Below are 13,757 nucleotides of genomic sequence, written 5' to 3' on the forward strand. Positions count from 1 at the left end.
CGGGGGCGGTCAGGCCGTGCCGAAGCGGTCGCCCAGCAGGTCGAGCAGGTCGTCGTCGGTGGCCGCGGCGGTCAGCGACACCGCGGTCGCGCCGCGCGCCTGGTCCCACAGCGGGCGCAGCGCCTGCACCCGGTGGGTGATCCGGGCGAGCGCGCTCTCGTCGGGGACGAGCGCGGCCAGCGAGTCGGGCGTGAGCGCGGTGAGCGCGGCCTCCAGCCGGTCCAGCTCGGCGAGCAGCGGCACGGCGGTCTCGACGGCCGGTTCACCCAGCTCACCGGTCAGGAGCCGGGCCACGGCCAGCGGGTTCGGGTAGTCGAAGACCAGCGCCGCCGGCAGCGGCAGCCCGGTCGCGGCGGTGAGCCGGTTGCGCAGCTCCAGCGCGGTCAGCGAGTCGATGCCCAGCGCGCCGAACGCGCGTTCGGCGCCGACCTCGGCGGCCCCGGCGTGCCCGAGCACGGACGCGGCCGTCGTGCGGACCAGCTCCAGGAGCCGCTTCTCGCGGTCCTCTGTGGACAGTGCGGCCAGCTCGGCGCGGAAGCGGGACGCGTCCACGGTCCGGGGCTCGCCGTTCGCCCGTGCCGGGGCCGGCACCAGCCCGGACAGGATCGCCGGGAGCGCGCCCGCCTTGGCGTCGGCCCGCAGCCGGGCCCGGTCGAACGGCACCGGGACCAGCGCGGTCTCGCCGGACACGCACGCGGCGTCGAACAGCGCGGCGCCGTGCTCGGCGGTCATCGGGACGAGCCCGCCGCCCTCGAGGCGCTGCAGCTGCGCGTCACCGAGCGCGCCGGCCATGCCGCTGCGCTCCTCCCACAGGCCCCACGCCAGCGCCGTCGCCGGGAGGCCGCGAGCGGCCCGGTGCGCGGCGAACGCGTCGAGGAACAGGTTGGCCGCGGCGTACGGACCCTGGCCCGCGCCGCCGAAGGTCCCGGCGAACGACGAGAACAGGACAAAGGCGTCGAGGTCGAGGCCGGCGGTCAGCTCGTGGAGGTTGAGCGCCATGTCGACCTTCGGCGCGAACACCCGCTCGACCTGGCCGGCGGTCAGGTCCGGGATCAGGCCGTCGTCGAACACCCCGGCGGAGTGGACGACGGCCGTCAGCGGGTACTCGCCGGGGATGGTGGCGAGCGCCGCCGACAGCGCGTCCCGGTCGGCGCCGTCACAGGCGCAGACCTGCGCTTCGGCGCCGAGTCCGGCCAGTTCGGCCACCAGCGCGTCGGCGCCGGGCGTCTCCAGGCCACGGCGACCGAGCAGCAGCAGCCGCCGGACGCCGTGCGCGGTGACCAGGTGCTTGGCGATCAGCGAGCCGACGCCCTTGAGGCCACCGGTGACGAGCACCGTGCCGCGGTCCCACTTCGGGGCTTCGCCCTGCTGCTGCGGGGAAAGCCGGGTCAGCCGCGGCACCGAGGCGTGGCCCTCGCGGAGCGCGAACTGGTTCTCCCCGCCCAGCAGCGTTTCGATCAGCACGGCCGTGGACTCGGGGCTGCCGTCGGTGTCCACCAGCACGAACCGCTCGGGGTTCTCGGCCTGCGCGGACCGCAGCAGCCCCCAGACCGGGACGTGCGTCAGGTCGACGTCCTCCTGCTCGCCGATCCGGACGGCGCCAGAAGTCACGACCACGAGGCGCGTGTGCCGCAGATTCGGCTCGGCGAGCCAGTCCTGCACGGTCTTGAGCATCGTCGTGGTCGCGGCGCGCGCCTGCTCGGCCAGCAATGCCGACGTCGCCGCGCGCTGCGGCGGCAGCGACAGGAAGACGTATTCGGGAACGGGTCCGGCGGCCAGCGCGGCGAGGTCGGCGTGCCGCTCGCCCTGCGCGCCCGCGGCTTCGAGGGCCCTGGTGACCTTGAGCTCGTCGTCACCCAGCAGCGCGAAGGTCCCGGACGTCGTGGGCGTGACCGCCGGGTGCTCGACCCAGTCGACCCGCAGCGGCGGCTCGACCGGCGCGGAGCCGTCCCCGACCGGGCGCATGACCAGCGAGCGCACGGCGGCGACCTCGGCGCCGGTTTCGTCGCCGACCAGCACGGACAGCGCGTCCGGTCCGGCGGCGCGGACCCGGGCGCGCAGCGTGGTCCCGGCCGGGCGGCGCAGGCGCACGCCGCTCCAGCTGAACGGGCCGCGCCCCTGCCCGGGGTCACCGAGCACGCCGAACCACGCGCCCTGCAACGCGCCGTCGAGCAACGCGGGGTGCAGCACGTACGAACCGGCCTCGCGGTGTAGGTCCGGCGGCAGCGCCAGCTCTGTGAAGACGTCGTCACCGCGGCGCCAGGCCGCGCCGACACACTGGAAGGCCGGGCCCGCGTGGACCCCGACGTCCGCCATGGTCTCGTAGAAGTCTTCGAGGGAAAGGGTTTCCGCGTTCTGCGGCGGCCAGACCGCGAGCTCGCCGGAGTCCTCCTCGGCCCCGGCCGGGGCGAGCCGGCCGGTCGCGTGGACCACCCACTCCTCGTCGTCCTCGGTGCGGGACGCGAGGGTGAAAGCGCGGGCGTCGCGCTCGTCGGGGGCGTTGACGGTGACCTGGACGACCACCGCACCGTCACCCGGGATGACCAGGGGCGCGTGGTGGGTCAGCTCGTCCACCCGCGGGCAGCCGAGGCGGCTTCCGGTGTGCACGGCCATCTCCAGCATCGCCGAGCCGGCCAGCACCACGGTGTCGCCGAGGGCGTGGTCGGCGAGCCACGGCTGCGCGGCGAGCGAAAGGCGTCCCGAGAGGTAGGTCGCGCCGGTGTCGGCGGCGTGCAGGACCGCGCCGAGCAGGCCGTGCTCGGCCGGGCGCAGGCCGACGGTGGCGACGTCCTGACTGCCCTGGCGCGGCTCCAGCCAGTAACGCTGGTGCTGGAAGGCGTAAGTGGGCAGGGAAACCCGGCGGGCGCCGGCGAAGACCGGCGTCCAGTCGACGTGGCCGTGGTGCAGGTGCAGCTCGGCCAGCGCGGTCCGGAACCGCTTCTGCCCGGTGTCGCGGCGCAGGGTCGACAGCACCGGCCGGCCGTCGGCGGCCTCGTCGAGCGGCGCGCCCAGCACCGGGTGCGGGCTGACCTCGAGGACGTGCGTGAAGCCGTCCTTGAGCGCTTCGACGACCGTCGGGAAGAACTTGACCTGGCTGCGGAGGTTCTCCAGCCAGTAGTCGCCGGTCAGCGTCGTCGTGGTGATCTTCGCGCCGGAAACCGTGGAGTAGAAGGGAATCGTGGTGGCGGCCGGCGCGACCGGCTCCAGGTCTTCGAGGATGACGTCGGCCAGCTGCCCCACCTGCGGGTGGTGCGAGGCGTAGGAGACGCCGATGCGGCGGTAGTGGGCACCCTCGTTCTCGCAGACGACGGCCAGTTCGTCGAGCGCGGTGACGTCGCCGGACACGATGACCTGCGCCGGGCCGTTCACCGCCGCGACGGCCAGCTTCTCACCCCACGGCTCGATCAGCTCGGCCGCGCGTTCGGCGGAGACGAGGATCGACGACATCCCGCCTAGACCCTCTAACGCCCGCAACGCCCTGGCACGAAGAGCAACGACCCTAGCGCCATCGCTAAGGGATAGCGCACCTGAGACGGTCGCCGCGGCGATCTCACCCTGGGAGTGACCCACCACCCCGGCGGGCTCGACACCATACGAACGCCAGAGGGCCGCGAGCGACACCATGATCGCCCACAACAGCGGCTGGACGACGTCGACCTGCCCCAGCGAAGACTCGTCGGCGAGCTTGTCGAACAACGACCAGTCGACGAACTCCGACAAAGCCGCGTCACATTCCCGCAGCCGCGCGGCGAACACCGGCTCCAGCACGGCGAGCTCGAGTCCCATGTGGACCCACTGCGAGCCCTGGCCGGGAAAGACCATCAGCACCCGGCTCGGCCCACCCGAGCCCGAACCGGTCAGCGGCAGGTCCGCCAGCCCGGCCAGCAGCTGGTCACGGTCGCTCGCGACCACCGCGCCGCGGTGCGCGAACTCCGTGCGGCCGAGCAGGGAGAACCCGAGGTCGGCGAGGGGCAGCTCCGGGTGCGCCAGCACGTGCGCTCGCAGCCGAGCCGCCTGGTCCCGCACCGCCTCCGGGGTGCGGCCGGACAGCACGACCGGGACCGCGCCGGCCGGTACCCCGGCACGCTCCCCGCCGTCGGCTTCCGGCGCCTGCTCGAGGATGACGTGGGCGTTCGTCCCGCTGATCCCGAACGACGAGACGCCCGCACGGCGAGGCGCGTCCGACTCCCACGGACGGGCTTCCTGCAGCAGCTCGACCCCGCTGCCGTCCCAGGCGATCCGGGACGACGGCGTCGAGGCGTGCAGCGTCTTGGGCAGCACGCCCGCGCGCAGCGCCTGCACCATCTTGATCACGCCGCCGACACCCGCGGCCGCGGCCGAGTGCCCGATGTTGGACTTCAGCGACCCCAGCCACAGCGGGCGGCCGGCGGCGCGGTCCTTGCCGTACACGGCGATCAGCGCGTCGGCCTCGATCGGGTCGCCCAGCGAGGTGCCGGTGCCGTGCGCCTCGACCACGTCGACGTCGGCGGCGGACAGCCGCGCGTCCTGCAGCGCGGCGAGGATCACGCGCTGCTGCGACGGGCCGTTGGGGGCGCTCAGGCCGCTGCTCGCGCCGTCCTGGTTGGTCGCGGAGCCGCGGACGACCGCGAGCACCTCGTGGCCGTTGCGGCGAGCCTCGGAAAGCCGCTCCAGGACCACGACCCCGACCCCTTCGGACGCGCCGAAGCCGTCGGCGCCGTCGCCGAACGCCTTGCAGCGGCCGTCCGGCGCGAGCGCGCGCTGCTGGCTGATCTCGATCTGTCCCTGCGGGGTCGACATGATGGTGACGCCGCCCGCGAGCGCGAGGGTGCACTCGCCGCTGCGCAGCGCGCGGGCCGCAAGGTGCAGGGAGACGAGCGAGGACGAGCAGGCGGTGTCGACGGTGACCGCGGGCCCTTCCAGGCCGAACGTGTAGGCGACCCGGCCGGAGATGACGCTGGCCGCGCTGCCGGTGAACAGGTAGCCCTCGTACTCTTCGGACACTCCGCGGGCGGCGGCGGTGTAGTCGTCGGACCAGCCGCCGATGAACACCCCGGTCCGGCTGCCCCGCAGCGAGCGCGGGTTGATCCCGGCGTGCTCGATGGCCTCCCAGGACACTTCCAGGAGCTGCCGCTGCTGCGGGTCCATGACGACGGCTTCGCGGGGCGAGATGCCGAAGAACTCGGCGTCGAACTGGTCGGCGCCACGCAGGTAACCGCCGGAGCGGACGTAGGTCTTGCCGGGCTTGGCGGGCTCGGGGTCGAAGATCGCTTCGTGGTCCCAGCCGCGGTCCTCGGGGAAGCCGCCGATGGCGTCGGCCTCGTCGGTGACGAGCCGCCAGAGCGCGTCCGGGCCGTCGACCCCGCCGGGGTAGCGGCAGCCCATGCCGACCACGGCGATCGGATCGTGGTCCTCGAGCTCACGCACGCGCTGACGGGTCTGCTGCAGATCAGCGGTGACCAGGCGGAGGTATTCGCGGAGCTTCTCGACATCAGCCATTTCAGCTTCGACCTCATTCGGCGCAGGCGGGCGGTTCGACGACCGCGAATTCCAATTTCCACGCTATGGACCGGCCCTCGCGCCGACAACCCCTACCTCTCCCCTAGACACCCCTGCGCCCCCGCCGAGCTGGGGAAGCTCGCCGGGGGCGCAGGAGGGGCGGTACGGGTCAGGCAGTCAGTCCGTTGTCGATGAACTCGAACAATTCTTCGTCGGTTCCGAAATCGAAAGAATCGCCGGAAGAACAAGATAACGTCCACCCCGCTTGCATTACAAGGCCTTCACGTATCCCAGCGGTAGCGGACGAAGCGCCTCGCCGCGTCGGTGAGCTCCGGGAAGTGGCCCCGGTAGGCCCACATGCCCATGACCACCACGGCGTAGGCGGTGACGGCCGCCCGGGGAGCCTCCTTGAACGCGGTGATCTCACACGCCCAGGCCTCTGCCGCTGCAGGCGTGTGCCCCTGGGCCACCAGCCGCAACACGAGTGAGGCGGTATCGAGCCAGGCCGCGCCAAGACTCGACCACGCCCAGTCGACCAGGTGCGCACGATCGCCGACAAGAATGTTCAGGGGGTGCACGTCGCCGTGCACCAGGCTGTTCCCCCGTACGGCCTCGACCGCGTCGTATTCGAGCGCCACGAGTTTGTCGACATGCCGCCGATCCCATGGGTGGAGGCTGTCGAGAGAGGACTTGCGCAACCGGCGCCACGGGCTCGACCAGGCCCACTGCTCGGCGGCCTTCGGGATGTCGAGCGGGCAGCTCGCGAGCCCCCGCACCATCGTCGCAGCCATGTCGGAGACCAGCGGTAAGTCCGGCGAACCCGGCGCGAGGTCCGCGTGCCGGCCCGAGGCGTGCTCGAACCCGAGAAGAGCCCAGTCGCCGGCTTTCACCTCCCACAGGAGACGCGGAGCGACAAGAAGCGGCAAGAACGGGTTCACGGCGGCCTCGATCTCGTGCGCTCGAGCCATCCGCGAGCCCGTCAGAACCCCCTTCACGAAGAAGGTTCCCCTCTCGGCCCGGAGAGTGGTCAGCAGGTCCGAGTTGCGTCCGGCTGAGGCGGACACAGCCGAGAGGACTACGCCGGTTTCTCTTTCCACCACCCGGCGAACGGGCTCGGGAAGATCCTCCCAGTCTTGGCGAGCCATGGTCGGTTCCTCGATCACCAGTCCGGGAGCGGCGGCGGGTCGTCCGCGCAGCCGTTCTTGCACTGGGAGCAGGTCCGGCTCCCGGCGGCCGGAGTAAACCACAGCGTGCGTTCGACGGCGAACCCTGCTGCTTCGATGGCGGAGGTGGTGCGAAGCATCATCTCGCGAAGTGGCACGCTCTGATGACCGTCGTCGGTTGGGACGTGATGGATGAACCGTCCGGCGATCCTCTCGCAGAAGTGCGCGTACTCCCGTGTGTAGAGGATGAAGGTGTGCCAGCCGATGTCGACCTGTTCGCTCGGTGCGAGCGGCTCTGCCGACTTGGCGCAGGCCATCAGAAACGCCAAGGCTTGGTCCACGATCATTTCGGCCAGTTCGACCGAGAGCCGGCGCTCCTTCACGATCCGTCCTGTGAGACGCTCGAACAACACCTCGTCGACCAGGCCCCGCCCAGTCACCGCAACGATGGTCATCTTCGGCCTTCCTTCGTGGGTGGGATCGTGCCGGGAACCACCTTCACCCGCCGAAACGCGACGTACCAGAGCACGAATAGCGCGGAAACGACGCATGGATGCCGCACCCGAGCATCTGACCTGCGGTAATCTGACGACCACACAGCGTCTTCGAGGAGATGGTCATGGCCGCCAAGCGGACACAGCTGGCACGGGCGCGGAAGGCGGCCGGGTACACCCAGGAGGCCCTGGCCGAAGCCCTCGGGACCGACCGTAGCACCGTGGCCCGGTGGGAGGCGGGAGACACCGAGCCGTTGCCTTACAAGCGGCCCAAGCTGGCTCGGCTGCTCCGGGTGACCGGCGCCGGCCTGGAAGATCTGCTGACCGAACACCACAGCACGCTTCCCGAATCGGAGGTACCGTCCGACCCCATGAAGCGACGGACGCTCATGAAGTGGAGCGCGGCTGCGGTCACGAGCATCGGTATCGAAGTGTTCGACAGCATCGGCATGGCCGACGTGCGACGTCTGCAGCGGGCCACCGACCGGCTTTGCCGCCTCGACCACACGCATGGCGGCGAAACGCTCTGGCAGGCCGGCGTGGCCACCGTCCGCGACGCCACCTTCATGCTTGAACAAGGCAGCTATGGCGGCGGAGTGGGTCAAGCATTGCTTGAAGCCATCGGCAACCTGCACATCCGCACCGGCTGGCTGGCCGGCGATGCCGGGCGGCACGAGGTGGCCCGATCGAGCTTCACCAGTGCTTTGGCCGTCTCCCGCCAAGCCGGCGAAGCCGAAATCGAAGCTCGTGCCCTGGCCGGGTTGGGTTTCCAGAGCAATCTGGCCGGCCGTCCCCTCGAAGGTGTGCGCTTCTCCCGGGCAGCCGAAGACACCGTTCGCACCCTCGGGCGGCCGTCAAGAATGACCGCTGTGCCGTTGCTGCATCTGGCGGTGGCCAATGCCCGTAGCGGCAGCGCCGGCGAAGCCCAGGCTGCCATTACCCGTGCCCGGAAAGCCTTGGATACCGATCGAGGCGGAGAGACGGCCGGGTGGGCGGAATTCATGAGCCCCACGGAGATCGATGCCGTCGAAGCCACTTGCGCGATCGAAGCAGGCCATGCTCGACGCGCCGAGAAGCTCCTGGAGCAGGCGATCGCCGGATACGGTGACGGTTTCGCCCGCAACGTTGGGTTGTACCGGGTGCGGCTGGCATCGGCCCGTGCGGCTGACGGCGCTGCCGACGGAGCGGTCGAAGCCGCCCACGAAGTACTCGATGCGATCGCTGAGGGACTGGACAGCTGGCGGGTCACGATGGAGCTGCACCGCGTTATGCGGACCCTCTCGACGCAACAGCCTCCAGGGCTCGATCAGCTGACCGAACGCTACGCCACCCTGGCCTCATGACCGCGCCGGCGCTTCGCCAACATGACGCCGACGGCATGCAGGAACTGCGCCGCCCGCTGCTCACGGTCTACGCCGAGGCGTACGCCAACCTGCTCGATGATCCGTTCTTCTCGCCGGAACGATTTTGGGAGCGGCTGGAAGCTTACGCCAAGTGGCCCGGTTTTGAGCTCGTCACGGCCTGGATCCGGGATACGCTTGTCGGTTATACGTTGGGGTATACCCTTCCTGATCGTTCGGGATGGTGGCGCGGATTCCGCGGAAACACCGACCCCACGATCCTCGCAGAGGACGGACAGCGCACCTTCGCCATCACCCAGCTCATGGTCCTGCCCGCATGGCGACGGCGCGGGTTCGCCCGTCGATTGCACGACGAGCTGATCGAGGGCCGACCGGAAAAACGGGCCACTCTGCTCGTCAAACCGGACAACATTCCCGCTCGGACCGCATACCTGTCCTGGGGCTGGCAGCTCTTCGGTCAATTGCAGCCGTTCGACGACGCTCCCGTGTACGACTCGCTGATGTTCGACCTCGACGTCAGGCAGTCAGTCCGTTGTCGATGAACTCGAACAATTCTTCGTCGGTTCCGAAATCGAAAGAATCGCCGGAAGAACCGGATTCCCCGTCGATCCAGCCGGCCAGGAACGACTGCAGGCCGACCTTCAGCTGCGCCCGCGTGATGCCGTCGGGCGCCGTCTCGGCGAAGGCGCGGCCGAGCTTGTCCAGCTCGGCGAGCACCGAAGCCGCCGTCGTGGTGTCTTCCGGGACGAGCCGGCCGGCGAGGTAGCGGGCCAGGACCGCCGGCGTCGGGTAGTCGAACGTGAGCGCCGTCGGCAGCTGCAGGCCGGTGAGCGTGTTCAGGCGGTTGCGCGTTTCGACCGCGGTGAGCGAGTCGAACCCGAGCTCGGTGAACCCGCGGCCGGGGTCGATCGCGGCGGGCGACGCGTGCCCGAGCACCGCGGCGGCCTGGGCGCGCACCAGGTCCAGCAGGACACCTTCGCGGTCCGCCGGCGGGGTGTCGGCCAGCCGCTGCCGCAGGGCCGCTCCCGCGTCCGCCGTGGCGACGGCCGCCGCGGGCGCCGAGACCGGCACGACCGCCTCGGGCAGCCGGTCGAGCAGGGCCCGGGGCCCGTGCCGCTCGACCAGGCGCGGCCAGTCGACGTCGGCGACCCCGACGGCGACGTCCCGGTGGTCCAGGGCGAGGCCGAGCGCGGTGACCCCGGCGGCCGCGGCCATCGGCGAGACGCCTTCCTTGTCGAGGCGCTCGGCGATCGTCTCGTCCGCGGCGAGGCCGGTGCCGCCCCACGCGCCCCAGGCCACCGACGTCGCCGGGAGCCCGGCCGCGCGGCGCTGTTCGGCGAGCGCGTCGAGGTAGGCGTTGGCGGCGGCGTAGTTGGCCTGGCCCGCATTGCCGATGACACTGGCGAACGACGAGAACAGCACAAACGCGTCCAGGTCGTGGGTCAGCTCGTGCAGGTTCCGGGCCGCGTCGACCTTGGGCCGCAGCACGGTCGTGAAGCGGTCCGGGGTGAGCGAGTCGAGCGCGCCGTCGTCGAGGACACCGGCCGCGTGGAACACGGCGCTGAGCGGCCCGACGCCGTCCAGGAGCCCGCTGAGCGCGTCGCGGTCGGCGGTGTCGCAGGCCGCGATGGTGACGCCGGTGCCGCACGCCCGCAGCTCCTCCGCGAGCTCGGCGGCGCCTTCCGCGGCTTCCCCGCGGCGGCTGGTGAGGACCACGTGCTCGGCGCCGTTCGCGGCGAGCCAACGGGCGACGTGCGCGCCGAGCGCCCCGGTGCCGCCGGTGACCAGCACGGTCCCGCGCGGCCGATACGCCTCCCCGGCGGCCCCGCCGACCGGGCTGCGGACCAGGCGGCGGCCGAACAACTCGCCGTCGCGGACCGCGACCTCGGTCTCGGTGCCGGAAAGCGCGGCGACCAGCAGGGTCTCGTCCGCGCCGGCGGGCAGGTCCACCAGGCCGCCCCAGCGCTGCGGGGCCTCGATGCCGGCCACCCGGCCGAAGCCCCAGAGCTGGGCCTGCACCGGGTCGACGGCGCCGGGCTCGCGGGTCGGCGAGACCGCGCCGCGGGTGACGCACCACAGGCGTGCCGCCGATTCGACGTCGCCCATGGCCTGGGTCAGGTGCAGGGTCCCGACGAGGTCAAGCAGCGAAAGGACCCCGGTGAACGGCTCGCCGGTGAGCAGCTCCGCGAAGGCCGCGCGGTCCGTGCGGGCCTCGACACTGACGTGGACCACCTCGGCGCCACGGTCGTCGAGCCGCGGCGCTTCGACGCCTGGTGGGGTCAGGACCAGCCAGCGGCCGGTGAGCCGGACCGCGGCGGGCCGGGTCAGCGGGGTCCAGGCGACCCGGTAGCGGAGGGCGTCCTGGCTCGCCCGCTCCTCGCGGCGGCGCTGCCAGCCGGACAGCGCCGGGAGCACCGTGCCGAGCGAGTCGCTTTCGACGCCGAGGGTCTTCGCGACCTCGTCGACGTCCTCCTCGCGGACGGCGGTCCAGAAGGCGGCCTCGGCGGCGTCCGTGGATCCCTTCGTTTGGGGCGCGTCGAGCCAGAACCGTTCGTGCTGGAAAGCGTAGGTGGGCAACGGAACCTGGTGAGCGCCCTCGAACAGCGGCGTCCAGTCGACCCGGCCGTGGCGGACGTGCAGCTCGGCCAGCGCCGTCCGGAATCGCGGCTGGCCGCCGTCGCGGCGCAGGGTCGAGAGCACCGGGAGGCCTTGCGCCGCTTCTTCGAGGGGCGCGCCGAGGACGGGGTGCGGGCTGACCTCCAGGACGTGCGTGAAGCCGTGCTTGAGAGCCTCGACGACGGTCGGAAAGAACTTCACCTGGCTCTTCAGGTTCTCCAGCCAGTACTCGCCGGTAAGGGTCGCCGTGTCGGCCTGCGCACCGGAAACCGTGGAGTAGAAAGGAATCTCGGTACTCACCGGCGACACCGGCTTGAGATCTGCCAGGATCACCTCGGCGAGCTGCCCGACCTGCGGATGGTGCGAAGCGTAGGAAACGTCAATGCGCCGATAGCTCTCGCACCTCTCCGCCAGCTCGTCCAAAGCGGACACATCACCCGACACGATCACCTGCGCCGGGCCGTTCACCGCCGCCACCGCCAGCCGCTCGTCGATCAGCTCCGCGGCCTCTTCCGCGGACACTCGCAGCGAAGCCATGCCGCCTAGACCCTCTAACGCCCGCAACGCCCTCGCACGAAGAGCAACCACCCTAGCGCCATCACCAAGGGATAACGCACCTGAGACCGTTGCCGCGGCGATCTCACCCTGCGAGTGGCCCACCACTCCGGCGGGCTCAACACCGTAGTGGCGCCAGAGTGCGGCGAGCGACACCATGATCGCCCACAGCAGCGGCTGCACCACGTCGACCTGGCTCGTCTCTTCCGCCAGCTTGTCGAACACCGACCACTCGACGAACTCCGCCAACGCCGCGTCGCATTCACGCAGGCGCTCGGCGAAAACCGGCTCGCGTGACGCCAGCTCCAGTCCCATCCGGACCCACTGCGAACCCTGACCCGGGAACACCATCAGCACCCGGCTCGGCCCACCGGACCCCGAACCGGTCAGCGAAAGGTCGGCCAACCCCGACAGCAGCTCGTCCCGGTCGGCGGCGACCACGGCACCGCGATGAGCGAAGTTCGCCCGGCCCGTCGCCAGCGAAAACCCGAGGTCTCCCAAGGACGACACCGGGTGCGCCAGGACGTGCTCACGCAGGCGCGCGGCCTGGTCCCGCAACGCGTCCGGCGTGCGGCCGGACAGCAGCACCGGCACCGCGCCCGGCACCTCGGACCGCTCGACCTCGACCGCGGGCGCCTGCTCCAGGATCACGTGGGCGTTCGTCCCGCTGATGCCGAACGACGAAACACCGGCCCGGCGAGGGGTGTCCGAGGCCCACGGACGAGCCTCCTGCAGCAGCTCGACACCACCGCCGTCCCACTCGATCTTCGACGACGGCGGCGAGGCGTGCAGCGTCCGCGGCATAACACCCGCCCGCAGCGCCTGCACCATCTTGATCACACCACCCACCCCGGCGGCGGCCTGGGCGTGCCCGATGTTCGACTTCAGCGAACCCAGCCACAGTGGACGGTCGGCGGCCCGGTCGACGCCGTAAACCGCCTGCAGCGCCTGGACTTCGATCGGGTCGCCGAGCGCGGTGCCGGTGCCGTGCGCCTCGACGAGGTCGACGTCGGCGGCGCCGAGCCGTGCGTTCCGCAGGGCCGCCTGGATCACGCGCTGCTGCGACGGGCCGTTCGGCGCCGTCAGGCCGTTGGACGCGCCGTCTTGGTTCACCGCCGAGCCGCGGACCACGGCGAGGACCTGGTGGCCGTTGCGGACGGCGTCGGAAAGCCGTTCCAGCAGCAGGAACCCGATGCCCTCGGCCGCGCCGAAGCCGTTCGCGTCGTCCGAGAAGGCCTTGCAGCGGCCGTCCGGGGCGAGCGCGCGCTGACGGCTGAGGCTGGTGAACGTCGCCGGGGTGCACATGACCGTGACGCCGCCGGCCAGCGCCAGCGAGCAGTCCTGGTTCCGCAGCGACCGCACCGCGAGGTCGATCGCGACCAGCGACGACGAGCACGCCGTGTCGACCGCCATCGTCGGCCCTTCCAGGCCGAGGGTGTAGGCGATGCGGCCGGTGGCGGTGCTGGCCATGTTGCCGTTGTCGAGGTAGCCCTCGAGGTCGGCGGGCACGGTGTCCAGCCGCGTCGAGTAGTCACTCTGCAGCACCCCGGCGAAGACGCCGGTCAGGCTGCCCTTCAGGGAGTCCGGGTTGATGCCGGCGTCCTCGAGGGTCTCCCAGGCGACCTCCAGCAGCTGCCGCTGCTGCGGGTCCATGGCCAGGGCTTCCCGCGGGGAGATCCCGAAGAACTCCGCGTCGAAGTCGTTCGAGTCGCGCAGGAAACCGCCGGAGCGCACGTAGGTCTTCCCGGCCGCGTCGGGGTCCGCGTCGAACAGCTTGTCCGTGTCCCAGCCGCGGTCCGCGGGGAACTCGCCGATCACGTCGGCGCCTTCGGTGACCACGCGCCACAGGTCCTCGGCCGACGTGACGCCGCCCGGGAAGCGGCAGCCCGTGCCGACGATCGCGATCGGCTCGTGCGCCGCGTCCTCGACCTCCACCAGCCGACGGCGGCTGCGCCGCAGCTCGGTGGTCATCCACTTCAGTTCCTTGAGGAGCTTCTCGTCGTTCGGCATGGGTCAGGACCTTCCGAATTCCTTGGCGATGATGTCGAGCAGTTCGTCGGCCGAGGCGTCGTCGACGTCGTCCCCGGTCT

The 13,757-nt window shown here is 71.5% G+C and carries 6 protein-coding genes; 2 read left to right on the forward strand and 4 right to left on the reverse strand.

The features are described from left to right. Positions 1 to 9 precede the first annotated feature (9 nt). The 3 genes from ACZ63E_RS24250 to ACZ63E_RS24260 form a co-directional block, all read right to left on the reverse strand. Positions 10 to 5,478, reverse strand: coding sequence for a type I polyketide synthase (locus ACZ63E_RS24250; RefSeq protein WP_465338390.1), 5,469 nt, complete (start codon positions 5,476 to 5,478; stop codon positions 10 to 12). A 281-nt stretch (positions 5,479 to 5,759) separates the two neighbouring features. Then, a complete protein-coding gene (locus ACZ63E_RS24255) occupies positions 5,760 to 6,641 on the reverse strand; it encodes a phosphotransferase (protein ID WP_465338391.1) in 882 nt (293 codons plus the stop codon). Next, on the reverse strand, positions 6,638 to 7,096 hold the full coding sequence (locus tag ACZ63E_RS24260; RefSeq protein WP_465338392.1) for a glycine-rich domain-containing protein: 459 nt from the start codon (positions 7,094 to 7,096) through the stop codon (positions 6,638 to 6,640). The genes ACZ63E_RS24255 and ACZ63E_RS24260 overlap by 4 nt, the downstream gene beginning before the upstream one ends. A 164-nt stretch (positions 7,097 to 7,260) precedes the next feature. Here ACZ63E_RS24260 and ACZ63E_RS24265 point away from each other — a divergent pair, with 164 nt between their 5' ends. Together ACZ63E_RS24265 and ACZ63E_RS24270 are read left to right on the forward strand one after the other, a co-directional pair. Further along, entirely contained in the window at positions 7,261 to 8,478 is a 1,218-nt protein-coding gene (locus ACZ63E_RS24265; RefSeq protein WP_465338393.1) for a helix-turn-helix transcriptional regulator, read from the forward strand. Continuing rightward, entirely contained in the window at positions 8,475 to 9,038 is a 564-nt protein-coding gene (locus ACZ63E_RS24270) for a GNAT family N-acetyltransferase (protein ID WP_465338394.1), read from the forward strand. The genes ACZ63E_RS24265 and ACZ63E_RS24270 overlap by 4 nt, the downstream gene beginning before the upstream one ends. Here ACZ63E_RS24270 and ACZ63E_RS24275 read toward each other — a convergent pair. Next, a complete protein-coding gene (locus ACZ63E_RS24275) occupies positions 9,013 to 13,677 on the reverse strand; it encodes a type I polyketide synthase (protein ID WP_465338395.1) in 4,665 nt (1,554 codons plus the stop codon). The two genes, ACZ63E_RS24270 and ACZ63E_RS24275, sit on opposite strands and share 26 nt — an antisense overlap. Positions 13,678 to 13,757 lie beyond the last annotated feature (80 nt).

It is taken from the genome of Amycolatopsis sp. NPDC104819 (genome assembly GCF_055583145.1).